This window comes from Colwellia sp. Bg11-28 (genome assembly GCF_002836245.1).
Taxonomy (GTDB): Bacteria; Pseudomonadota; Gammaproteobacteria; order Enterobacterales; family Alteromonadaceae; genus Colwellia; species Colwellia psychrerythraea_A.
The window spans coordinates 1,360,494-1,385,447 of the sequence record NZ_PJBA01000006.1 but is presented as its reverse complement, the minus strand read 5'-3'; the positions used below and the strand labels follow the sequence as shown (position 1 = coordinate 1,385,447).

Here is a 24,954-nt window from a genome sequence, read left to right as displayed (position 1 = left end):
TAGCTATGACTAAAAATGAAGATAGACTAGCGAATAATTTTCGATAAATTGTACATGTCATAAGTTATTGGTACAGGTAGAGCTGTAACGCATCGATTGTCACTTGGTGATCTGAGTTTCCTACCTTACTATAATGTGTATATATCCGCGTTAGAGTGTTTATGAATTTCACCCCGGGCAACTAAACCATTAATTGCAGTTTGTACTTGATCAATATTATGAGAGTACCTTTCATTAGCAAGCCATTGATTACAAATACGCTGTGCTGAAGCTGACGCTGTTGGGTGAATTGAAAGGTAATTTATAATACCTGTTTGAATTTCACTGTGGATGTCTAACATTTTCATAATCACTATCCTCATGTTATAACGTTTCATAAATAAGTTTAGTTTGATTTGTGGTATTTTTCCTGTGCTTATATTTTTGCCTTTTACATATTAACTACTTTGATTTGTAATTAGCTAAACACCAATATATTCACTAAATAGAAATTATAAAAAAGCCTCAATGAAGAGGCTTGGAAAAGAGTTGATGCTTAAGTTAAGTACTATTGGACTGACTTAAAACAAGCTTTACAAAAACTTTAGAAAGGTTTACGCGCCAATATAGTCGCAAACTGCAATTTTGCGCCATTGTGCATAGTACCAACATCTTCATTGTACTTAATCAGCTCCCATCCTTCATAAGTTTCACGTAACTGATCTGTTTTTAGGGTAAATGGGAAACCAACAGGGCATGGGTGTTCTTCAGTACTCATGGCGCAAACAATTAAGTTATAACCACCTGCCAGAGTACGCTTTTGCATATCGGCAAGAATATTATCAACACGAGTTGGGTCCATAAACATTAACGTTACGGTACAGCTAATAAAACCATAGTCCTCGCCAAGGTTCGCATTGTTAATGTCGTATGCTTGCGCCTTAATATTGTTCATTTTCTCTTCATCAATAATGCTTTGTAGCATATTAATGGCACCAGGATTAGCATCTATGGCGGTTACATTAAATCCAAGTTGGCCTAGGTGAACAGCATTTCGCCCATTTGAACAACCCATATCTAAGGCATCGCACGGCTCAATAATTTTACAGGCTTCTACCACTTCACTGTGTGTAGGGCTTAAACCGTAACGGCTATTTAGATCAACTACCATGATAACTCTTAATTTATTTGAAATGAGGATGATTATCTTACTACTAATCTTGCCTAATTAACCTTGAATGGTCACGTTTTGATGAGGTAGATCAATATTTATTTTTCACTTAAAGCGGTATTAATTACAATTGTTAGGTAAGTTCAATCAAAGCTAAAGCGACATTGTGTTTTATTGTTGCTCTTGTAAAAACAGATTGAATCGCCCAGCTTATTCAACTGTTGTTTACGCTAGGTAATGGCCTTATGCGCTAGCTTTCAACTTACCTCTCAATTCAATAACTACATCACTATAACCGTAGTTATCTGTGGTGCCAATTACCGCAACGCCTTTCATTTTTATAGTCAGTGCATTTTGTTGAGCGCTGGTTAATTTACAATAACAACTAAAGACTAATTCAATCCAAGCTTTAGGTGTAATGGTTTGAGATTGTTCTAACCAACTGTTTTGCAGCTCTTGGTAAAAACTTAACGCTGAAATAGCACTGTTATTAATGATCACACGTTCAAATAATAATTCAGTTTGTTGCTCAAAAAAGTCTTCTTCAGCGGCAATTCTTTCAATCGGTTTAACGCTGACTTCGCTAGTTTCTCTTGCTTTAATCGGTGTAACAATACTTTGTTTACGCAGAGACTGAACCAATTCAAGTAAAGGTTGTTCAATACCAGTTTGCTTGGTATCCACATAACTTTTAAGTGGCATGTGTGGTGCGTATTTTAATGTTTCAGGTAAATTTGGTAGCTCGAACAGGTTTTCATCCAAGGTAAATTCTGGATGTTTACGTAAAAATCGCGCCATGTTACGTAATTGGCTCGCTTGTTTTTCATCACGACGTAAGCGAAACAGGCTAATGCGCATGTTATCAATGATCAAACGCAACTTAGGCAATATTTGGTTATACCAATAAACAAAACTAGTGATTTTCCGAGCAAACTCATTCGGGCACGCTAGCCAATCAAGCCATTCATAACAGTCGTGCGGGTCAATCTGTTGCAGCTCATTTAGCAGTTTTTGCGCATGAGATAAGTAACGTTCATTTTGGCGAATTTTATTAGACAAGCTACTCACGAAACCAAACTGACTGACAATAGCAAAATGCATAGTATCTAAGTTATTGTTTAAGCTATCCTTTGTTTCATAAAGTAAATCATCGAGTTGATCTAAATAATACTCGGCATCTTCTTGTTCTTTAGACGTAATGGCAAGTTGATAATCGATGACGACTTCATCAATAGCTTCAATCACTTTACCCATATCGGTCAGTTGACGATAACTTGATTGTTTACGCATTAGTCGATTTAACATGCGTTTAAGATCGGTTGTTACTCGATACTCACCAGGAGAATCGTCAGGTCTGATCAAGCCAGATTTATGTAACAAACTAAGGGTGTTCGCATCTTGATCGTCACTGGCTATCGAGCCATAAACATAGGCATTAGCCAATAGTTCATTGTATGCACCAATTTGTCTGAGTAAGCTTGCTACCTGATTAGAGTCAAAACCAGCCATTAGAAAAGCAGCTCATCTTGTTGGCTTTTTTCTTGCTCAGGTAAACTGATCAGTTCAGCATCATTTAAAAATTCAATCAGTAAATAAATTAAGTCAAATCGTGCGGTGGCATAATATCTGCTGCTACCGGTATTTTTACGGACAAAATAATGCATCTCTTCAAGCTTTTGAAAAACCATGACTAATTGCTCTCGCGTTTCAGTTTTATTAGTTTTAAAAGGCTTTATTGATGTCAGTCGGCGTAATTGCTCACTCAACGTTTGATCATGTTCAAAGGGTTCGAATAATTCATTAATATTCAAAACAGACTTAGCGCGAATAGGTAAATCAGCTTGCGTTGCCGTTAACAGTAAATCTAAAAATTCGACTAAAGGTCTAAAGGTGCTGCGCATTTCAGTAAATAAAATACTGAGCTCGTGATAGTTATTTTCATCGACCTGATTAAAAGTACAGTAATAGGCATCAGCGCTATCAAGATAGGTTAGTTTTCTATCTAAATTAGCTAAAAAGTCATTCACCTTGTCGTTATGACTTTCGGCTTTTAAGTATAGATATTCAGCTTCATGTGCTGTTTGACAAATAACTGCGCCACAAAGTAGCTTTTGAATACTTTGTTTAAACATTAGTTGGCTCCCCTGCTTTATCTTCTTGTGCATTTGTTACTGTTTGATTACGTTGCGCGAGTAACTCATCTAAACGAGATTGTGGAATATCAGCATGATAAATTTTGTTATCTTTTAACTTATAATGACGGTGATACAAGGACAATATATGGCGGTCTGTAGATGGAGATGCAGATAACATGCTGATATGGTTGTCATTAAACATTTGTAATAACAGATCAATATTTTCTGCTGCTAGTTCACCAAGCTCATCTACCGGTAAAATTATTTGGCTAGCATGTTTGCTGTCACCACGTAACATCGCTAATAAACCCGCAAATAAAGACAACATAGCTAGGTAAGATAATCCTGTTGAACTCACTTTTTTAAGCTGCTTAGCATTACGTGCGTGTTTTACTTGGCCTTTTTCGACAATAGTAAATTCTAAATCAAACAAATTATTGTGTGCTAAAACAAACCCTTCGTTGGGTAAGTAACTCGCCAATTTTTGCATAGCAAACACTAAGTCATCAGGTACATCACCTAAACCATCTCGTAATTGGTCTTTATATAACTCAAACACTTCAGCAAATTTTTGCAAAGGACCCCAGTAATCTAACTCTTCTTGCTTCATTACTGTGGTAACACTGATATCAGCTAAGGCTTCAAAATGCGCTAATGCCGTCACTTTTGTTGATAAACGTTTACCAATTTGCTTGATACGTCGACCAAAGTTTTCTATGTGCTGATAAAACTCGTTAATCATGGTGGCATTAACAGTAACCAGTTGATAGGTACTTTGTTGCTTCTGCTCGGCACTATTTAATAACTCGCTAATGGGCTCGCGATACTTGAATAATGCTTTTGCACCTGAATAACTATCGTTATCAAGCAGTAGTTTTTGCCAGTTATCAAATAGCTCACTACCAGAATGGTCCTTCCTAAAGCGTTCACTAAAGGTATTTAGTTGCGTTGCTAAGCGTTTTTCAATAGTTTTAAATTGCTGATAAAAGTCATGACAAAAACTTACGGTTAAATCAGCTTGGTTTGCCGGCTCTTGCTCAGATAGCTCACTCTCAATTGCTGACATTTCACATAAACGTTTATTGTCATTGAGCTGAACGAGTAAATCATCAGTGGCTTGTTTTTCTTGATTATTTTTTCTAATTAACAGTTTTAAGTCATTAATTTTTGTTGTCAGCTCAATATTACTGTCTTCAAAATTAGACTCTAGGTTACGTTTGATAATTTTTCTGTTTTGGTTTTCTTCAACTAAGGCATCACGGTGACAATAACGTTCATTAATAAAACTTTGATAGTCGCGTGCTTTTTGGGCAAACACAGAACATTGCTGTAGGTTTTTCTCTAACTGCACTCGTTTGGCAATGCTCTTATCTACTTCACCCTCAGGATCAAGGTGCTTAATATCACTGGTTTGTTGTTTTTTAAGTTCAGCGGTACGTTGTTTAGCACTGGTTATTAATGCGACGAGCTGCTCAGATAATAGCGTTAACTGATTATCTCTATCACTTTCAACTACCATGCACTTTTCTAATTTATCATTAGTCAATTCATGTAATTGTTCAGCTTTATTTTCTTCAAAACTATGCTGCTTTTTTTCTAGTGCTTTCAATTGTTGATTAAAAATTTGTAATTGTGTCTCAATCGTTTGGCGATGCGCTTTAATGGCTAGCTGTTTTTTAACTAACAGGCTTTCTTGTTGCGTTTGCAATTGGCCCATTGTTAATTTTTTCTGGTTTACACTTTGTGCATGCTCAGAAGCACTTACTTTTAGCTGGTTAATTTCTTTAGCTAAAGACTTTAACTGCTCATCAAGCTGAGTGATCTTATCTGTTTGTGTTTGTAACTTAGTCTCTATTACTTGGCGCTTTTCTCGTAGCTGCGCTTCGTCTAAAAATAAAGAATCGTCACAAGGCAGTTGTTGTAAGTCTATCGATAAGCCATAAAGACTTGCTGGAGCATTGATACTCTCTAACCACTGCGGGTTTAAATCGGTACGTGAAAGTTGTTCAGTCGTGAGTAAACGACCAATAGTCTTTTGCCAATCAGCGGCTTGAGGTTCGTTGATCAAGTAATGATGTAAAGAGTCAGCTTGCGGCAATAGTTGCAATTCAACTTGATGATAATCTTGTCGTAATTGTTCAAGATAACGATTCGCTTCACTGCGAAGAGTTAATTGCTTATCTTGTTGTTTGTCTAATTGATATTGTTGTTTTTGCAACGCTGATTCTTGCTGCAGCAATTGATTATAACTTTGTTGTGCCTGCGAGAATGCTATAACATTTTCTTCAATATCGGTTGTTAATTCTAGTGGTATTGTGGGCTGTGTTAACTGTTGTTGAGCACTGCTTAATTGATGCTGAAAATGTTGCTGATCTTTTTGTAACTTCAACTCTTCTTTATGGAGTTGAGCATTAAGAGATTGTTCTTGTTGATGAAAAACTTCATTGATATGCGCTAGTTGACCATTTGATTCGCTAGTAATCTGAGCCGATCTTTCTTTATTTGTACTAAGAGCTTTAAGTTTTTCTACTTCAATTTTTTGAATCAGCTTATCAAACTTTTGCCCTATTTTAGTGATGTTACCTTCAAAGGCATCAATAACGGCAATAACTTCAGTCAGCTCTGCTTGAATTTGTGGTGCTTGATCTGCCTTAATTTGATAACTACTGGCGTCATCGTCATCATAGTTAAATTTGTCATCGTCGAGTAATTCAATTTTACTTAAATCTGCTTCAATTTTGGCATTAAGATCAGATATTGCTTTTTGATATTTTTCAATGGTATTAGCTAATTCAGACTCAAGAGAACTGCGGTTTGCGATACTACTTCTTTTAAGCTCATCTCGTTGTTGCTGCTTTACTTCAAGGCGCTCTTGATGCGCTAAAGTTTCAGCATGAAGATGTTGTAACTTATTGACTAAACTAGCAAAGGCACTGAAATCATTTTGCCAAACTGAAATTTTATCGGCCACTTTTTTAATAGCACGACTTGCCTGAATATCAGCAAGCCAGTTAGTAATATCGGCTTTATTTAAACTGAGTTGCTCTTTTTCATCGCTGGTATTTCGGGCAAGATGATCACTAGCAATCGCCACTAACATACGTTTAACGGCTTCAAAATCAAGATTCTTTTCTATTGTGCCGTTGATCACTTTATCAATATGCGGGCATGCTTGTTCACTAAAAGAAAAGCGATTTTGTAGTACTCTTATTTCTTTGTGTTTACGGCCGCTGCGCAAATTTTGTATAACTTGACGGTATTTATCTATGCCTAAAAACTTTGAACTTTCTTTACCAATATTACGGTAATTTTTTTCTATTTCACTAATAGTAAATGGCTTAGCCTTACTACCTTGAGTACTTGAAATAAAAAGCTGACTATCGTATGCACCATCAATAAATTTAAAATGCACACCTCTACCATCGCTGGTCGCTAATACTTGGCACTTCTGACCAAATGGTCTTGCATATTCGTACACTAAAATACTGGATTCGCGTGGTAAGTAAAAATCAGCAAAGTTTTTTGCCTGATCAACTTTACTGACAATATCACTCGGTCGCATACCGTAAAAAAGCGGCAACAAACGCATTAATGAAGTTTTACCTGCGCCGTTAGTGCCTTCAAGTTGAGTGTGGCCAGTTAAATCAAGTTCGTTGACTTGCCCTTGCCAAAAACTGTCAATAATAATAATGCGTAGCAGCGAATAGCCATGTTCTGCCATAGTGTAACCTTAGAGAAAATTTAGAGTGGAGAAAATGTTAATGAAGAGGTTTTACTTTTAAGACCAGCGCAGGATCAATTTTTACATTGAACCAGTTTATACGCCAATCTAAATGAGGCCCGGTTGCCCTACCACTTTTACCAACTGCAGCGACTACTTGACCTTGTTTAATAGTATCACCTTGTTTTACATAAGAATTACTTAAGTGTAAAAAGGTAGAACTTACGCCATGGCCATGGTCAATAATCATGGTTCCACCTGAATAAAACATGTCAGGTACCCAAAGTAATACTGTGCCTGAAGCCGGAGCTTTAACTGGATCGCCAGTGTTACCCGCATAATCTAAACCAAAGTGTGGGTTTTTAGGTACGCCGTTATAAACACGTTGGCTACCGTAAACGCCTGTAATTGTGCCTTCAATAGGAGGAATAAAACCTTGGGCAAAATAGTTGAGTGAACTGGCAATTTTTCGAGCAGTTTTGACCTGCTTGCTGTCTTGTCTTGCTCTGGCTACCGATTTCGGGTTAGGTTGCATGATGCTTGTTTTAATACCTTCGATACGCTGAATATTATAACTGCGTTTTTCGGGCGTTAATGTTTTCTCTACCCGATCACCATTAACCGAGGTGATCACTAATTGATAGCTTTCTTTATCGTCACGGGAAAAGCCAAAGGTGTAATCACCAGACTTTGAAACGGTGATCGCTTTACCATTTAAGGTTACTGTATTTTCCGCTAACGTTTTACCAACCAGCAAACCGCCCTGCTTAACTTCACCGGTTAATGCTATCTGTTCTTGCGTTGGCAATACTTGAGAGCTGACACTAAAACTAGTGATAAGCGCTAAGGAAATTAAGGTTTTGTTTAATTTTTTTGCGAAGATATTGTTTGTCGGGTTAACCATGAACAATTGCTCCTTTAGCGACGCCTTCATAAGCAATAACTTTTACATCATTATTTGCCAGTTCGTTATGTTGTGCTTTTATTTGTCTTAAAATAAAGTCTGCTAATAATTCGACAGTCGAATCACAATCAACCACATCAAGTACTTTGCTATCAACGGCAATATCAAATCGACCTTGAGGTGCATGGTAACTAAAATATTGGTGATCGGGTGTTAAATTGTTTATTGCATGAGCAGATAGCTGAATATCGTTGACAGAAATTCTGTCGGCTTCACTGGCAATATAAATATCTTCCCAGCGCTGACACCAAGCAGCTTCTAATTTAGTGCTTCTTTCGCCATCCACTAGAATTTGTATTTTTGAACGGTGACCATGCGCAATACGCTGGCAATTTCCATCATGTAACTTTAAGCCATGAGTATAATGATAATAATCCGTTGGAATATTTTCAGGACGCAAGACGAGTGTTAAACCTTGTACGTTATCTGGCAAGTGCGCCAAAATAATAGCCGTTAAGTGGTTAGTCACTTCAGGTATGGTGATGGTTAAACAATCAATTGAGGCAAAAGCACAGGCTGGAGACTGTAAATAGTAACTTGCTGCATCACTGATAAAGTCGATCGTTTGATGACCCTCATTATACGGCGATTCTGCTAAGGTTAATGCTTGCTCTTGAATAGGCAATAACAGTTTATGATCAACAGCATCATCAATAATTGCTTTGATTTGTTTTTTTACCACAGCAAAATCTAGCACCATACTCATTTCATTTAACGACCCATCGAGAAGTACGTCAACAATCCAGCTCTCACCAACAATACCGCGCTGTTTACACAGGTATGAAAAATCAATAACGGTAAGATCGTCTACAAATAATTGCATTTTTTTCCTTAAATTAAACTCAGTTATACTTTTGCTTTCTACTTTATTTATACGGGGTATACTTAGTCCAAACTTTAGCTTTTATTATAGTAAAGACTAAATAAAAGCCTAAAGCTTAGTGGCAGTAATTATTAACCCTCTACTTGCCACAAAATATCTTCATCGGCACGAACAGGCACAACAACATCATCGCCAAAGCTCATTGTTGCTGGTACTTTCCATGCTTTTTTAACTAGCGTTATTTTATCTGTGCTTACCGGTAATTGATAGAAGTTTGCACCATTAAGGCTGGCAAATGCTTCTAATTTGTCCAATGCATTCTCTTGTTCGAATACTTCAGCATATAACTCAATCGCTGCGTGGGCAGAATAAACACCAGCGCAACCACAAGCTGACTCTTTAGCATGTTGAGCATGTGGCGCAGAATCAGTACCTAAGAAGAATTTTTTGTCGCCGCTTGTGGCTGCTTCTATTAATGCTTGTTGATGAGTATTACGTTTTAAAATAGGTAAACAGAAGAAATGCGGACGAATACCGCCAACTAACATGTGGTTACGGTTAAACAATAAGTGGTGTACGGTAATAGTAGCGCCAACATTATCACCAGCAGTTTTAACAAAATCAACAGCATTTTTAGTGGTTATATGCTCTAAAACTACTTTAAGATCAGGAAAATTAGCGACCAATGGTTTTAAAATAGTATCAACAAAAACCTGCTCTCTATCAAAAATATCAATATCAGCAGCAGTCACTTCACCGTGAACTAATAATGGCATTTCAACCGATTGCATTGCTGCAAATACGTCAGTTAAATTGGCAACATCAGTTACACCCGATGAAGAGTTTGTTGTTGCACCGGCTGGATATAATTTTGCCGCATAAACTAAACCTGATTCTTTCGCTTCAATAATATCTTGTGCGCTGGTGTTATCTGTTAAATATAAAACCATTAATGGCTTAAAGTGAGCACTTGGGGCTGCTGCCATAATTCGCTGATAGTAACTTTCTGCTAAAGCTGCATCGGTTACTGGAGGCACTAAATTTGGCATAACAATGGCTCTACCAAAATAACGACTAATATCAGCCACCGTATTTTTTAAAACGGCGCCATCACGTAAATGTACGTGCCAATCATCAGGTCGAGCGATAGTTAAGGTGTTACTTAAGGTATCATTTGAGGTATTGCTTTCATTTGTCATGTTCGTAATTCCAATTTTGTATGATTACAGCAGAGTAAATGTTTAATTAACCTACACTACTGTTTTATATGTATTTATTCTACTTTATGGGAGTCACCATAAAAGGTAACGCGATACCTTAAGGTAACACGTTACTATAAAAGTATGCTATTTATACCCGATTACTCTTCGTCTTTCTAATCAGTCTCAACTTTTTCACTATCAAGAAGCGCCATTAACTGCTCTTTTAAATTTGGTGGCACTTTATAGATGATGAGTGAGTCGTTATGTGGATTATAAACGACATCTTCACCAAAGTGGCTACGCTCAAAACTTAAACTTATGCCATTACCGTAACCTGAGTATTTAGTGATTTTGTTAACCACTGCTTGCTCATGCGGAAATGATTCTTCAATTGGGTATGATTGCGTTTGACAAAACTGATAGAAATCTTGTTCTGTTCCTGCGCTTTCAATTACTTTACCTACCTCTTGAAGTGATACATCTTGAGAACTCGCTTTTTGCTCTTTACAGTAACTGAGCAAATCTTTACGTGTTTTTTGCTTTTCTGCTGGGTCTAATTGATTAACTGAAACATAATCTTCAACCGCTTGTACTAATGTTTGCGTTTGCTCTTTTGAGTTTAAACCTTCTTCACAGCCTAAAAAGTCTAGAAAGAAATCAGACACTTTACGACCCGCTCTGCCTTTAACAAAAGAAATATAACGATTGCCTTGGCTATTGTCTTTATAATCGAATAAATCAATACGAGCAGCGAGTTGTAATTTATTTGTATCTAGGTGTTGCGCGGCTGAAATATTTAACTCGCCATCAACGCTGTAATGCTCTGACACTGGGATAACAGCAACAAATAAGTAACGACCACCCATGTATTCGTAATGGCATATAACAAAGTAACCTGTCTCTTCTATGTCATATTTTTCGATTTCATTTTTTAATACATTGCCCGCTTGCACACTAAAATCATAAAAATTTTGTTGTTCAGTTAAATAACTTTCCATTAAATCAACAAAACGCGCTGAATCACCTTCACTAGGCATAGATGAAAAACTGCCGTAAGCCTTACTGCCTTTTGCATTATAAATGGCATGTAAACCATCAACAAAGTTGGTTACTTTCGCATTTTCTTGTGCGAATTCAACATTCTCTGGACCTAGGCGTAATACTACTTCACCTGTTTCTTCTTTTTTAGACAAAAAATGTAGTGCAATGTTATTAATTATTAAGCTCATATGATTCTTATGTTCAGTGACTGATGTTAGTTAAAGTTGCAACGACTTTTATTTTTATACTAGGTATATATTAAAGTGTGCAGGCATTTGATAAACTAGAGAAATTAAATTTATCATTAACGAAAACTATTATTATGCCTATTGTATCTAAATATTCGAACGAACGTGTAGAAAAAATTATCCAAGATTTGTTAGATGTTCTTGTGAAAGAAGAAGTAACTCCCGATTTAGCCCTAATGTGCTTAGGTAATGCTGTTACAAATATTATTGCCCAAGTACCTGAAAGCAAACGTGTTGCTGTTGTAGACAATTTTACTAAAGCCTTAAAACAATCGGTTTAAACCCTTTTATTTAATTTTACCTGCAACAAGAAGAATTATTATCAATGGTTTCATTTGATACAAAAAGCTACAGTAAAAAACTATTACATTTGATCAGTTGGAGCCATTGGTTCACATTTTTCAATATTTTAGCAGCAATTGCACTCTCCTCTTACTATTTATTTAGTGAATCTGCACCAACGACACTCTTTGGTCAGGCTTATTTAGTAACTACCTGGGTGAGTCATATTGCGTTTCTAACCTTTATGAGTTTTGTCTTAGTGTTATTTCCATTAACGCTGATTCTGCCGCACACAAAGTTTATTAGAACCAGTGGCTCTATCATTTTTACCATTGGTTTATTGCTTCTAGTATTAGATGGCTTTATTTATAGTCGCTTGGGTTATCATTTAAATGCCTCTTCTAGTGCACAAATTATAAGCTTAATACAAGACTTAGCTAAAGAAAACAGTCTGTTGTATACCTTCATTGGTGCACTGGCTATCATTATCTTAAGTTTTGAATTCATTGTAAGTAATTACGCATGGAAACATTTGAAGCAATTACAAAAAACAATATTTGCCCGATTTGTTATTTTTGCTTTAGTTGTGTCATTTTTCTTTAGTCATGTAAGCCATATATGGGCTGATGCTAACCTTGATTATGATATTTTACGTCAAGACACAGTGTTACCTTTGTCTTATCCTGCAACAGCCAAAACCCTATTAACTAAATATGGTTTGTTTAACATAGAAGATTATATAGAGCGTAAAAATAGCCCACTATCATTTAGTCATGCTATTCCTACTTACCCTACGCTTGATTCAGGTCTTTGCCTCAATGAAAATGCTGATAAAGCCCCGACTAATTCGACCTTTTTGATCCTAACAGAGCAACAAGTATCAATTCCTCAGCTTAATCAATTTATTCGAAGAGCAAGTGCGACTACTTTACATTTAACCAATAATATTGATACCGGTCTTAATGATGATGCTTGGTTTAATCTGCTGTATTCCTTACCGAGTATTTATCAAGACGATATTTTAAAGCAAGGTATTAAGCCGCTTTTATTTCAGCGCCTAGATCAACAAGCTCTTACCACGAGCTTAACGGTTATCTCTGATGAGTTTTCAGCTACTGCTCTGCAAGATGACACTGTTGCGGATGTTGCTGTTAAAGAGCCTCGTTGGTTTGAAGCATTATTCAATGAAAAAACTGAATTAGAAAATGTCTCTAGCTTATTGTTCGCTGAAAAGTTAAATAATAAAGCCCCTGGCTTACATATTATCTATTTTAAAAATAGCCTTGCTATTGATGCTAAGAAAGCAGATAAAAATAACAACCAATATCAATTTGAATTATTTGTTGATGCTTTACTATTGGCTCAAAAACAAAAAAGTCAAAAAGATATTATTTGGATCAGCTCTATAGGTAATCAAAGTAGTGAAACGCGTTTAAATACTAAACCTGCGCTATTTATTTACCCGCAGCCTGCTAATAAGGTAACTCATAAAGATGTTACGTTTAATACCAGTAATATGGACTTACAACCAACCTTGATGAGCCAATGGTTAGCTTGTAACGTTACCGGTAATAATAATGGTAGTGATTTACCAACATTGAATAAAGATAGAGTTATTGCCAATACCACCGATAAAGGCATTATTATCTTTGATAAAGATAAATCTGTTTTTGTTGATCAAAATGGCAACTTTCAAAGTTACTCGCGTCAATTTTCTTCGCCAATAACTGTGAATGCGGACTTTCCGTTAATGATTGACGGCGTACATTTTATTAAGTTATTTACCCAGCAAGAAAAGCTGTAAACGACTTAAAATAAATCATATAGAAGAATAGTTAGCCGTTTAGCTCATCTAGACTAACTATTCTCTTAATTGTCATTGCAATACGTTGATAAATCATTAATATACAAGCGGTAAACTTGTTAAACCCTAGAGTTTACATTGTCGGGGTATAGCGCAGCTTGGTAGCGCGCGCGCCTGGGGGGCGTGAGGTCGACAGTTCGAATCTGTCTACTCCGACCATATGAGTAAAACATAAAGCCACTTAGCAGTTGTCGTAATGACAATTTAAGTGGCTTTTTTGTGTCTGACTAACCAGAATATACTTATTTTTAAATTATCTTTTACTCAGGAATTTATGCGCAGGTTAGTTTGTTTATGTTAGAAATCCTAATCGCCTGTACAAATTTTCTACTACATCTACATTGCCCCGAAAAACCTTTTTCATAATAAAGTATTGTTTCTGCATATTGGCAGTATTCAGTGCTCAGGTCTAAAATATATAAAGGGAGAATGATATTTCCAATCAGGATGTATGAGTGGCTGTCTATGACAATATTTTCTCCTTTCGGGATCTTTATAAGAGGCCTTTCAAAACCGTTTACACGTCTCACGAGATCGATTGTAGCTGATATAATATATTTGCCAAACAGGAGAAGTTGTCATGTACAAGACTATTACAGCAACATATACAGATAAATTTGCCCTTGAAAATGTGGCTGATGAACTGGTGAATAAGGATATCCCAAGGGAAAACTTTTTCATCGACGAAAAAACGTCACAGGTCAAAGTAATGATGCCAGAGAGTGCAGAATCAGAAATAATAGATATTCTCAATCGTCATGGACCGACAGAGGTTCACTAATAAGCGGTTATGATTCTGTGCGAAGTAACAGAGTATAACGAGAAAAACGTCCATTGTTGTAATGTCTAAATAAGCATACTTTAACTTTTAGATATGTACTTCCTCTTCATGCCCTTGTAATAAAGATTTATTACAAGGGCATTTCTGTTGATTTCAACTGAAGAGCGATCAACTTGCTTAATAAAAGCAAAGAACTATGTAACGCGTTATGTTTAAGTATTTGTTTTACCGTGTTTATTTCATTTAATTCGAGTCTGATTTTTTTTGAGTGTCTGACTAACCCATGATTAAGTTTATCGTGATACTACGCTATTCTGGCGATAAAAAGGGTAATACACCTTGTTGAAATGTGATGTTGTTAGGTTTATTAACATAGCTGATCACGGCCATTATTCTTCGCTCGATACAATGCATCATCTGCATACTTAAGCAGCCGAGCTGGCGCTACTTCGATTGATGGAATCATAGTTCCTAGGCCTATACTGACAGACACTATGCCTTTATCCGATGTAAGGTGAACTAAGGCTAATTCATCAAGCTTTTTCAGAATAAGTTTAGCAATATGCTTTGCACCCTCAGCATCGTTGTAGGTAATGACGACAAACTCTTCTCCACCATATCGACATAGATTATCTGTTGGACGATTTATGACTGATTGAATCTCTTTTGCTATTTTTTGCAAACACTCATCACCTTGTTGGTGTCCGTAATAATCGTTGTATTTTTTAAAGTAATCAATATCTATCATTAAAATAGATAAGGGTAAATTATTACGAGATTGTATTGCCCAATCACTTGAAAGTTGTTGATCAAGGAAACGACGATTTCGAATACCTGTGAGTGCGTCGGTAATTGATGACTGCTCCAAGGCTGTGTTGGCTTTTTGTAAATTTAGGGTACGTTTTTGTACTAATTTTTCGAGCTTATTAGAATATTCCTGACTTGATTCAAGCTCTTTGGTACGCTCCTTAACCATAATGTCTAGCACTAGGTTTTGATTGTTTAATGCCTTTTCTCTCCATTGAATTGCAATAACGAACACTATAAATCCTATAGCGAGTAACAATCCTCTGAACCACGTTGTTTCCCAGTATGCTGCTGCAATAGTTATTCTTAAATCCGTGGTTTCCTCTCCCCAGCTCCCATTTCTGTTCGATGCTTTAACCTTGAGAATATAATCACCTTTGGACAAGTTGGTGAAGGTAGCTCTTCTGTGGTTATGATCCGTTTCTATCCAGTTATCACTGAATCCTTGCAATTGGTATCTATAAGAGATGTTATTTGCTTGGGAGTAACTTAATGCTGAAAATTCGAAGGTGATAACGTCATCATTGTGAGCGAAATTCAACGCATTAGTTGAGCTTATATGACTAGAAAATCTCTCTGACTCGCCAATTGCTATTGCATCGTTATAAAGTAATAAGTTGGTGAAGCTAACTGTTGGGATTGTTTTATCTTTTTTAATCTTATCAGGATGAAATAAAGTGAAGCCATTTATGCCACCAAAATACATTTCACCCGTTTTATTTTTGAAGAATGAACCCGTATTAAATTCGTTCTCTTGGATCCCCTCTTCTTTAGTATAATTTTCAAATGTTATGTTTTGAGGGTTGAATTTACTTAGCCCATTGTTAGTACTTAACCATAAATTGTTTTTTTGATCTTCTAATGCGCCATATACGACATTACTCGGTAATCCATCGGTAGTGGTGTAAGAGTGGAAACTGCCCTTGCTTTCATCATATTTAATAATGCCACCATTAGTCAGGACCCATATGTTACCTGACTTATCTTCGAAAATTGAGCGAATAAATTTGTTGCTCAGTATTGGTTCTTTTACAGAGTCCTTGTTAAAGTTAATAAAAGTCTCCGTATCAAAATCGAATCGGTTCAAGCCTTGGCCATAAGAGCCAGTCCACAATCTTCCTTTAGAGTCATAAAGTAAACATCGGATAAAGTTAGTACTGATGCTATTTGGATTGTCTGTATCGGGCATGAAATGGGTAAACTGACCACTAATAGGATCCAACTTATTCAAGCCTCCCCCTGCGGTACCAATCCATAAGTTACCCTCTTTATCTATAGCTAAGCCTCGTGCTCTATTGTTACTCAGGCTATTTCTATCGTCTGGATGATGTTTGTATTGAGTAATGTTGCCCGTATTTTTATTATATTTTAGCAGGCCATCAGAATTTGTACTTAACCATAATTCGGCTTCTGAAGCTTTGATAATATAGTTAACCTTATTTAAACCTAAACCAACGCTGGTTTCCGGTTCCGTGAAGTTGGAAAATTTCCCTGTGGTTTTATTTAACTTATTAAGTCCCCCACCAGAAGTCCCTACCCAAACGTATTCATCATCATCATAGATCGCATACACCATATTCGCATTTAGACTTTCTGGGTTATTTGGGTTTGACTTATAATGTTTAAAGACATTGGTACTTGGCCTAAATAGGTTGACTCCACCGCCTAATGTTCCTGCCCATAATGAACCATCTTTATCTTGAAATAATGAATAAATGACATCATGGCTTAAGCTGTGTCTGTCATTTACGGAATGTCTGAATCGCTGGAATATGAGTTTGCTTGAATCAAAAGCGTATAAACCATTGTTAGTGCCTAGCCAGAGCATGCCTGCACTGTCTTCAAGAATTGTTCGTATATAATTATTACCTAATGAATTTTTATTTTGTGTGTTTGTTCTATGGTGAACAAATTTACTTGTATCATTATCGTATCTATCAAGTCCGCCACCAAAAGTCCCAAACCATAAGTTATTATGGGAGTCTTTATATATTTTCAATACAAAATTATTACTTAAACTATGTGGATTTTCAGGAGAGTGTTGATAATTAGTAAAGGTATTATTGCGTTTATTATATTTACTTACTCCAATAGTTGTTCCTATCCAAATATTCCCTATTGAATCTTCAGCAATAGATTTTATTTCACTATGAATTACGCTATTAGGCTTATTATCGTCAGGTAGATATAAAATATAAGTGTTTGTATCAATACTGTATCGATATAACCCCATGTTGGATGATAGCCAAAGTTCTCCATCAGAGTCTTCGAATAGTGACTGTATGTAACCAACTTTTCCATCCGAGTCATTGAGTGATGGTGAATTATAATGAGTAAAATTGTCTGTTTTTGGTTCGTATTTGCTCAAACCACCATAACTACCTATCCATAAGTTGTGCTTTGAATCTTTAAAAATAGAATGTATATGATTATTGATAATACTATTAGGATCTGAAGGTTGATGTCTATATGTTGTTATTTGATAGCCATCGTATTTGTTTAAACCATCTTGAGTAGCAAACCAGATAAAGCCATTTACATCTTGGGCGATGCCATTAACACTGATTTGAGATAAACCGTCTTCAAGGCCTAATCTCTTGAAACGAAAAGAGGCCTCTTGAGCAGAGGTTGAAAAAGGAAGCAAAGAATAGAAGAGAAAGAACTTAAGCCATAGGCCGATGAGCTTAGTACATGTGTTTTTAGTAAATTTTACATCGAGTAGCATAATACTTATTTCTCTACTTTTTACGGATGACTTTTGAGGTTTTTGAAGAATTTTAGATGAGTAAATCAATAAGAACATCCATGTTAATATTTATATGTTTAGTACATAATAATTGTAGTTTGTTTTAATATCAAAATGTTAGCAATAAATATTTATTAATTAGACTGTATAATCGTTATGTCCTAAATGCGGTAATAACGAGATGACTACAATAATAAAGCCACTCAGGCTAATTCTACAACTTAGCTATTACACCCTATCGTTACTTTTAGAATAAACGTTATTCCAAAGAGCTTTTTTAATTCTGGCATTATGTACGCACGTTTTTTGTCTGTATGCAGATCTAATGGATAGGTAGCAGCTGCTATATCTAAACAATGAAAAAATTAATAACAACAGTATTACTAACAACAGTCCTTTCTTTCAATGTGTTAGCAAACGAAGAATGTGGTGATGAAGAGATTAAAATAATAGCAATGCAAGAAAAAAGTCTGTATTACGGAGGAGAGAAAACAAGTTACTTTTTGGCATACACCAGAGCAACTGTCGGCTCTGGAGGACTTATTTACGCGGCAGTTAATTCAACGCCAGGAATAGCTTTCTTTAGTTTTGTGGTGTTTTTGGGAGGCGCACTGGATATTTACATCAATAGTGAGAATGATGAAAAACTTGAACAATTAACTGAAAAGCTCTGTGATTGATGATTCTGGTTAATGTTTAAGTTCAAAATCATATAGGACTAACAATGGCGATTACCAGCGTGACTGTTTTACGATAGGCGCACACAGATCCATAAGCCACTGTACTTTTGGGGAGCATCTACTGGCAGCTTTGCAGATCATAGCTACATCTGTTGGAGTATTTTTCTTCTCCTTATCATTAGCAAGGCCATAGGTGTAGTGTTCATCCATTAACTGGCCTGACAGATATTGACTGTCTATGATAATACCCGGCTTAATGTCGGCATCCAATAATTTGTACATTCCACTATATTCGTTGTAATTATCGAAAATAGTTTTGATAAACTCCCCTTGCCTATTGCCAATAAACTGGCCACTTACTGACATGATTTTCCTTTGGTATAGGCTCTGAGGCCTGTCTTTAAGGGCATGAAACGCTATATCAACCTGCTCTTCTAAAAGTAAAACTTCACTGTGTAAGTTCCACTCTCTCAACTCAATAACTGCAGGGGTTTTCTGCCTTATCTTATTAATCAATATTTTACCTATTGGGATAATAAAAGGTGCTGCCAAATGAATAGTAACTTTATCAAGTGCTAAAGGATTAAAAGACTCGGGCTCAAGGGCACTGTGCATCTGCGCTAATGCTTCCTTAACCTTAGGCGCAATAATATTTGCATAGCTTGTCGGCTCTAATCCGGTTGCCGTTCGGACAAATAATGGGTCGCCAATATCTTCTCGTAACTTTGATAGCACTTTAGAAACATAAGATTGTGAGCGGTTCAGTTTTAAAGCAGCTTTTTGAGTTGAGCCTGCATGATACAGTGTAATAAATACTGAAAGAGAATTAAGGTCTAGTTGTTTCATAAATAAGTAGCTATCGAAATAGTCATTGATAAATGTCTTGTTCACTCTGTTTATATACCTGATTAAAAAGCTCAATCAAGTGTCAGTGAATTAGCATCCACCACAATATTAGTTATTATTCTTCCAAAGAAAATTAACAGCTTAATACTTTGAGTTAAGTGTCATTGGTTGCTCAAATTAACTTCCGTATTGATGATGTTTTTCCTATTACAATATAAATCACGGTAAATAACACACAGTTAAAAGTAACGCGTAATATGCTATGTAATTGTTATTTATCTTAATAATTATTTAATACCTAGTCGGTAGATTCCATTGCAGAATATTACTATTTTGTGCATTTTAAATATTCATTAATATAACCAAGTGAATTAAGCTCACCTATTAATAAAAATAGTAGGCTTTATTTGTTAGTTTATTTGCCGATTTAATTGAAAAGTTATATAGCACTAATCATCATTAAGTAAGGTGATTTTATTCGAATATGTCTGCAAAAAATAATGAATACGATTAGAGCGCCTTTTCGATAACATCACTCTAATTTGCCCGGCAAGTAAAGCTTCACTTCGTTTAACTTTTACTAATGGCACAAAAGGTTTGTTATCAATGCTGATAGTGGTCATGTGATGACATATTGCTTTTATTCTTGCTTGTTCGATATCCAATGATCCAATCCTAATAGGAGTTATTTATGCGTATGATAACTATCGCATAACTTATAACTGCTTTAAGTTGTTCTGGAAATGTGTCTTTTTGTTTTTGCTTACAGAATTAATCACAATGATAACATCGAAATAACAAGCTATTTACACCACACTTTACCGCCGATCATTTTAAAGGCAGGTGTACCTCTAATTAAGCAATCTCGGGCAAATACCTTCTTACATTTTGGGCATGTACAAGGCGTTTCGGTAAAGTTTCGACTAATGCGTTCTTTAAAACATTTAAGTAAGGCGCCCTTTCCGCCTTTACGGTATTTAAACAGCAGGAAATTACAGCCCTTACAATATATATCAACTGTCTTGCTCGGGCCTTTTTTGTTGGGTTTTGACATTATTTAGTTATTGCTTAGCAATACCTAAAGCGGCCAAATTATTAGCCATATCTTGAGCAGCAGATTTTGGTGAAATATCATCATCAATTTTGACTATTTTACCTTCTTTAGAGATATAGAAAGTCACGCGACTGGCAACTTTGAACATATTAAGCACTTGATACGCTTTCGCCGCTGTTTTAGTAGGATCACTTAACATGGGGAAGTCAGCACCCGTTTTCTCAGCAAAGTCTCTGTTATCATCAATAGGGTCGACACTAGCCATAACGTAACTAACATCAAACTCTCGAATTAGGTGTCCTTGTTCTGTCAGCGATTTACATTCAATAGTACAACCACGGGTATTTGCCATTGGATACCAAGCTAAAACCACTGCTTGTTTGCCTTTGTAATCACTTAATTGGTAATAATCACCAGTCGTTGCTTGTAGTTTAAAATTTGGTGCAATGTCGCCCACTTTTAAATCGGTTGCTAACGCGGAAAATCCAACGAGACTTACTAAGCTACAAATGACTAGAATAGATTTTTTCATACTGTTTATTTTCGTAAAATTGATGTTAACTTTCATGTTGATACTCTTTATTTAAAAAGGAAGATATAAGAATTAGCTATAGTGTATGGTGTTATTTCGTTGATTAAAAGTTATTAAGTGACATTCTTAAAATGGTCACGGTAGTAAAAACCTTGTACAAAATCACACTTAAGCTGTTGAGCTAGTTGCAAGTCTTCATACGTTTCTACCCCTTCTAAGATCACTTTTTTGTTCGCACTATGTGCGTAATCAATAATTGATTTAACTAGCAACATGAAGTTATGATTTTTTTGGTTTTGCACAACAAATTTATCTAGCTTTATATAGTTAACCAATTGAATTACTGAAGTAGAAATCATAGATTGAGGATTACACACATCATCTATAGCGGTGTGGATATTGCTTTTCGCTAAGTTATCAATCATGGCCAAGCTCATAATGGCGTCATTAATTTCTGAGTTCTCAATTAACAAAAATATCATGGTCATCAACAGCATGAGATAATTGTAACTTTTTCTGTTGATATTCAACCTGGAACAAACTCAGTGGGCTTGTATGGAGTGACTCATAAACAAGGTCTGGTCTAATAAGCGTATTATTAGCAGAATAGAATCTAGCCAAAGACTCATAGGCAAAAATCTCTTGGCTTTTGCAACTAACTATTGGCTGGTATTCAACACCAAAGCGTCTATTTTCGATTAGATCGATTAAACACTCTGGGTTAAGTAGCTTTTTATCTTTCATTCATTGCAGCCGATAATTTCTTATTCGGCCCTTCCTATAACAACTATTGAACAATAACTGTAAATAAGAATCATTATCGTGTAAAGAAGTGTTTTATTAATCGCGATTGATTGCCATTAATTTGCGCGTTATGGCCGGAATATCGGTCATTGATTCACCTTGATTGATGAAACTGAGTTCATCATCGATATATTCGGGTTCAGTTGACTCGACATTTTGTACTAATTCACAAGTCTCTTTGTCAATAATAATAGTGTCTTTGATAGGCTCAGGTTTACTGCTACTTATGCCCGACCCTATAATCAATATTTCAATTTCCGAAGTCAAATTTGGGTCAAGAGTTACACCTGGTACAATCAAAACAGATCGATTTGTTACCCTTGTTCTGATGTGATCAATTAAACCATTGTAGGTTGATAATTTAGGTTCTGATTTACAAAACAATTGAAAAATAATACCTTTCGCTGTATCAATGTTTGCAATAGAAACCAGTGGATTATTAAGTGCCTGATCAAGTGCGTCGAATGCCTCTTCTTCTGAATTAGCTTTACCAACTCCTAGAATAGATTCCCCTTCAAAAGACAAAATGGTTGAAAAATCATTTTTGTCGACATTGACATAGCCAGTTTCATTCAGCATTTGCACTAAGGCAATTAAAAGGTTTTTAAGCACTTCATTACTTTGGTTAAAGGCAGAAAATAAGCCAACGGATTCACCTAATCCTGCAAGTAACAGATCGTTTGAAAGCGTAATATACGCATGTATAGGCTCTTTTATGTCACCAATACCTTGTAGGGCATAATCCATTCGAATTTGCCCTTCTGATTCAAAGGGTAAAGTCACAATAGCTAAGCAGCTAATATTTAGCTCGCGTGCTATTTTGGCCACTAAAGGACTTGCCCCAGTGCCAGTGCCACCACCAAAACCTGCAGTAATAATAACAATGTCGCTATCCATTATCGCACTACGAAGCATCCCTTCACTCTCTTGGGCTGCTTGATAACCAATACTAGGATCTGAGCCTGCGCCGTAACCATTAGTTAAGTTCTCGCCTATTAGAATTTTGTTTTCAACGTTAATGCTATTTAATGCAGCAAGATCAGTATTAACAGCAACGAGGTTAACTTGGCTTGATAGATTATTTTCATGAAGCATATTTACTGTGTTGCAGCCGCAGCCACCAATGCCAACTACAGTAATCAATAATTCAGGATTACCCTTTAAAAGTTCTTTCATATTATTCCTCGCTCAATCAATAAAGCAATTACCTAATTCGCTTCCTAGCTTTTATCTAAGCCTAGGGAGATCCAGTTTTTACCGGTTCATGTTAGGTCGTTTTTTGACAAATTAATCTCTCATTCATTTCATTATAGAGATCAAATTCTGCATGATCCACACTAAATAAATAACTCTGAGCACTCTTAATAAATTAGTCATTATCAAATATATTTATTCAAAATAATTTCATGGCTAAAAACCTTATTAGATTTATTTATAAAACGTATATCACATAAATAAAAACCTATAGAAATAGTAAACAGTCACCTACATAAAGGTTTAAGAGTTACTGGGGTTTCTTACCTTAGGCGTATAGAGTTACCAGGGTCATTCAAAGGAGATATAACGGGGTTGTCAGAGTTACCAAAATATTGCCATGTAGAGTCATTAGAGTTATGATAATTTATGGGCCGTTTTAGACGTGTTAGGAGTTAAAATGAAGTATGCAATTGTGTTTATATACGATGACAATAAATCAGAATATCAGGTATCAGTACCCGATCTTCCTGGGTGTGCAATTACAGAAAAAACTATTGATTTAGGCATGGAAGAAATTACAAAAGCGATTAAATCTCACCTTGCTATATTGGCCGAATACGGTGAAAAAGTGCCTAATGCAAAGGGATTAGAAAGCCATAGACAAAATTATATACTGGAAAATCCGCATACATTTTCACAAGCTTTTTGGGCAATAGTAAGTATTGATATAACCCCCTATCTTGGAAAGAGTCATAAAATAAACGTAACTCTACCGGAGTTACTCATTGCTCAAATAGATGACAAGGTAAGTAAATCTTCAGATTACAAAACGCGATCTGGATTTATTGCCAGTGCTTGTTTTACTGAATTAGAAAAATAGTGTCGGTTAGTTGTTAGAATTGATTTTGAAGTTAATCTTAGTTGGCAAATTATTTTCTAACATTAGAAATTAATTTGCTGTTCTAAAGTCTTTTAAGTTGTCAGACAAAGAAATTTAATTTTTTAAATTGGTTTCGCTTACCTAAATTTAAATTATTACTAGGCCGCGAGTTGATGTAAACCAAGTAGGATTATATTTTTGATAAGATGATTTAAGTTTAGTTAAATCAACTTGAGAATAGCAATACAAAAAATTACTAAACCAGCACAGACAAATTAATTTGGTTAGCCGCATGACTAATTTTTTCAAAGTAAGAAACGTCTTTACCCTCTTCATTCACATCAGCAATAAAGTCGAACTGTGCCATCTTAGGTATTGGTAGAATTTTTTCTAACTCGGTAATATTTTCTGAAAAGTTGTTCATCGGATCGCTAGTGGCACAGTTCGCAATCCAGGCAACGCAATTTAAGCCGTCCGCTTTAATAGTTTCATAGGTTAATAATGCATGATTTAAACAACCCAGCTTCATATTAACAATTAGAATAACCTCTAGATTAGTCTCTTTGACAAAGTCTGAGAGAAATTGGTAACTCGGTTTATTGTTATCACTACTTTTATCAGCATTATCATTCGATAAAACTGTCATTTCACCAAGCGGTAAGCGCCATCCACCAGCACCTTCCACTAACGTAACATCAGCGTTAAGTGATTTAACTTGTTGGTAATGATGATTTATATCTGCAATCGTAATCTGTTTATTTTCTTTTTTTGCGGCAATATGCGGTGCGATGGGTTGTTCAAAAGCAATGGGATTGATATGGGCAATACTTTGACCACAGTTAGCAAACTCACTGAGTAATTTTGCATCTTCATTTATCAACTGCCCACCGACTAATTCACAACCTGCAGAAATGGGTTTAAACGCCGCAACTTTCATCAACTCATTTGTAGAAGGTTTGTTGTGGTGGGTAAATGCATGAATTAAAGCGCAGCTGACAAATGTTTTACCTGCATCGGTATCTGTTGCGGTAACAAAAAATTGTTTCATATTTATTTCTTAAGTAAAGTTTCTTAAATGAGTTTATCGGTCGATTTTATTAAGTTGATTTTTCCGCATACTACAATAATGAATAACATTAAAAAGCCTTAGAACTTTTTTACAAAGGCTAAGGCTTAGTATCTGGCGTGGTGATAGTT

Annotated in this window: 23 protein-coding genes and 1 tRNA gene; 6 read left to right on the top strand and 18 right to left on the bottom strand. The window is 35.8% G+C overall.

The window, feature by feature from the left end:
• Positions 1–128 precede the first annotated feature (128 nt).
• The 9 genes from CXF79_RS13225 to yejK form a co-directional block, all read right to left on the bottom strand.
• Positions 129–347, bottom strand: coding sequence for a hypothetical protein (locus tag CXF79_RS13225; protein ID WP_101155439.1), 219 nt, complete (start codon positions 345–347; stop codon positions 129–131).
• Between the two features lie 236 nt (positions 348–583).
• Complete coding sequence (gene tehB / locus CXF79_RS13220; RefSeq protein WP_011043427.1) at positions 584–1,150, bottom strand: tellurite resistance methyltransferase TehB; 567 nt, start codon at positions 1,148–1,150, stop codon at positions 584–586.
• 243 nt (positions 1,151–1,393) lie between these two features.
• Complete coding sequence (locus CXF79_RS13215; protein ID WP_101155438.1) at positions 1,394–2,659, bottom strand: hypothetical protein; 1,266 nt, start codon at positions 2,657–2,659, stop codon at positions 1,394–1,396.
• Positions 2,659–3,282 carry a hypothetical protein gene (locus CXF79_RS13210; protein WP_011043425.1) on the bottom strand — a complete coding sequence of 208 codons (624 nt, stop codon included), beginning with the start codon at positions 3,280–3,282 and terminating at the stop codon, positions 2,659–2,661. The genes CXF79_RS13215 and CXF79_RS13210 overlap by 1 nt, the downstream gene beginning before the upstream one ends.
• Positions 3,275–7,006, bottom strand: a complete 3,732-nt coding sequence (locus tag CXF79_RS13205; protein WP_101155437.1) for an ATP-binding protein — start codon at positions 7,004–7,006, stop codon at positions 3,275–3,277. Before CXF79_RS13205 ends, CXF79_RS13210 begins: the two co-directional genes overlap by 8 nt.
• Before the next feature lie 37 nt (positions 7,007–7,043).
• The gene (locus tag CXF79_RS13200) at positions 7,044–7,910 is read right to left on the bottom strand and encodes a M23 family metallopeptidase (RefSeq protein WP_101155436.1); all 867 of its coding nucleotides are present in this window, start codon (positions 7,908–7,910) and stop codon (positions 7,044–7,046) included.
• Positions 7,903–8,793, bottom strand: coding sequence for a 6-carboxytetrahydropterin synthase (locus tag CXF79_RS13195; protein WP_101155435.1), 891 nt, complete (start codon positions 8,791–8,793; stop codon positions 7,903–7,905). The genes CXF79_RS13200 and CXF79_RS13195 overlap by 8 nt, the downstream gene beginning before the upstream one ends.
• A gap of 131 nt (positions 8,794–8,924) precedes the next feature.
• Positions 8,925–9,992 (bottom strand): dihydroorotase, encoded by a 1,068-nt coding sequence (pyrC, locus tag CXF79_RS13190; protein WP_101155434.1) that lies wholly within the window; start codon positions 9,990–9,992, stop codon positions 8,925–8,927.
• 176 nt (positions 9,993–10,168) lie between these two features.
• On the bottom strand, positions 10,169–11,224 hold the full coding sequence (yejK, locus tag CXF79_RS13185) for a nucleoid-associated protein YejK (RefSeq protein ID WP_101155433.1): 1,056 nt from the start codon (positions 11,222–11,224) through the stop codon (positions 10,169–10,171).
• A 77-nt stretch (positions 11,225–11,301) separates the two neighbouring features.
• On the opposite strand from yejK, the gene CXF79_RS13180 reads away from it, so the two are divergent.
• The 4 genes from CXF79_RS13180 to CXF79_RS13165 all read left to right on the top strand — a co-directional run bounded on the left by CXF79_RS13180 (position 11,302) and on the right by CXF79_RS13165 (position 14,211).
• A complete protein-coding gene (locus tag CXF79_RS13180) occupies positions 11,302–11,565 on the top strand; it encodes a DUF1414 domain-containing protein (RefSeq protein WP_425457419.1) in 264 nt (87 codons plus the stop codon).
• Between the two features lie 44 nt (positions 11,566–11,609).
• A complete protein-coding gene (locus CXF79_RS13175; protein ID WP_101155432.1) occupies positions 11,610–13,370 on the top strand; it encodes a DUF3413 domain-containing protein in 1,761 nt (586 codons plus the stop codon).
• A gap of 142 nt (positions 13,371–13,512) precedes the next feature.
• A tRNA-Pro gene (locus CXF79_RS13170) sits at positions 13,513–13,589 on the top strand.
• A gap of 421 nt (positions 13,590–14,010) precedes the next feature.
• Positions 14,011–14,211, top strand: a complete 201-nt coding sequence (locus CXF79_RS13165) for a hypothetical protein (RefSeq protein ID WP_011043417.1) — start codon at positions 14,011–14,013, stop codon at positions 14,209–14,211.
• Between the two features lie 367 nt (positions 14,212–14,578).
• Here the strand turns inward: CXF79_RS13165 and CXF79_RS13160 are convergent, their stop codons facing one another.
• On the bottom strand, positions 14,579–17,743 hold the full coding sequence (locus CXF79_RS13160; RefSeq protein ID WP_198560061.1) for a two-component regulator propeller domain-containing protein: 3,165 nt from the start codon (positions 17,741–17,743) through the stop codon (positions 14,579–14,581).
• A 377-nt stretch (positions 17,744–18,120) separates the two neighbouring features.
• On the opposite strand from CXF79_RS13160, the gene CXF79_RS13155 reads away from it, so the two are divergent.
• Positions 18,121–18,444 carry a hypothetical protein gene (locus CXF79_RS13155; protein ID WP_011043415.1) on the top strand — a complete coding sequence of 108 codons (324 nt, stop codon included), beginning with the start codon at positions 18,121–18,123 and terminating at the stop codon, positions 18,442–18,444.
• A gap of 51 nt (positions 18,445–18,495) precedes the next feature.
• On the opposite strand, the gene CXF79_RS13150 is transcribed toward CXF79_RS13155, so the two are convergent.
• The 7 genes from CXF79_RS13150 to CXF79_RS13125 all read right to left on the bottom strand — a co-directional run bounded on the left by CXF79_RS13150 (position 18,496) and on the right by CXF79_RS13125 (position 22,856).
• Positions 18,496–19,290 carry a LysR family transcriptional regulator gene (locus CXF79_RS13150; RefSeq protein WP_011043414.1) on the bottom strand — a complete coding sequence of 265 codons (795 nt, stop codon included), beginning with the start codon at positions 19,288–19,290 and terminating at the stop codon, positions 18,496–18,498.
• 449 nt (positions 19,291–19,739) lie between these two features.
• Complete coding sequence (locus CXF79_RS13145; protein ID WP_011043412.1) at positions 19,740–19,955, bottom strand: hypothetical protein; 216 nt, start codon at positions 19,953–19,955, stop codon at positions 19,740–19,742.
• Positions 19,956–20,092: 137 nt separating this feature from the next.
• Positions 20,093–20,344 (bottom strand): hypothetical protein, encoded by a 252-nt coding sequence (locus tag CXF79_RS23665; RefSeq protein ID WP_101155430.1) that lies wholly within the window; start codon positions 20,342–20,344, stop codon positions 20,093–20,095.
• A gap of 7 nt (positions 20,345–20,351) precedes the next feature.
• On the bottom strand, positions 20,352–20,876 hold the full coding sequence (locus CXF79_RS13135; protein ID WP_198560060.1) for a peroxiredoxin family protein: 525 nt from the start codon (positions 20,874–20,876) through the stop codon (positions 20,352–20,354).
• Positions 20,877–20,989: 113 nt separating this feature from the next.
• The gene (locus tag CXF79_RS23660; RefSeq protein WP_232769172.1) at positions 20,990–21,358 is read right to left on the bottom strand and encodes an EAL domain-containing protein; all 369 of its coding nucleotides are present in this window, start codon (positions 21,356–21,358) and stop codon (positions 20,990–20,992) included.
• Positions 21,339–21,620, bottom strand: a complete 282-nt coding sequence (locus CXF79_RS23655; protein ID WP_232769171.1) for an EAL domain-containing protein — start codon at positions 21,618–21,620, stop codon at positions 21,339–21,341. Before CXF79_RS23655 ends, CXF79_RS23660 begins: the two co-directional genes overlap by 20 nt.
• Positions 21,621–21,716: 96 nt before the next feature.
• On the bottom strand, positions 21,717–22,856 hold the full coding sequence (locus CXF79_RS13125; protein WP_101155426.1) for a cell division protein FtsZ: 1,140 nt from the start codon (positions 22,854–22,856) through the stop codon (positions 21,717–21,719).
• A gap of 478 nt (positions 22,857–23,334) precedes the next feature.
• Here CXF79_RS13125 and CXF79_RS13120 point away from each other — a divergent pair, with 478 nt between their 5' ends.
• Complete coding sequence (locus tag CXF79_RS13120; RefSeq protein WP_101155424.1) at positions 23,335–23,757, top strand: type II toxin-antitoxin system HicB family antitoxin; 423 nt, start codon at positions 23,335–23,337, stop codon at positions 23,755–23,757.
• A gap of 256 nt (positions 23,758–24,013) precedes the next feature.
• Here CXF79_RS13120 and bioD read toward each other — a convergent pair whose 3' ends face one another.
• A complete protein-coding gene (gene bioD, locus CXF79_RS13115) occupies positions 24,014–24,805 on the bottom strand; it encodes a dethiobiotin synthase (protein ID WP_101155422.1) in 792 nt (263 codons plus the stop codon).
• Between the last annotated feature and the right edge of the window lie 149 nt (positions 24,806–24,954).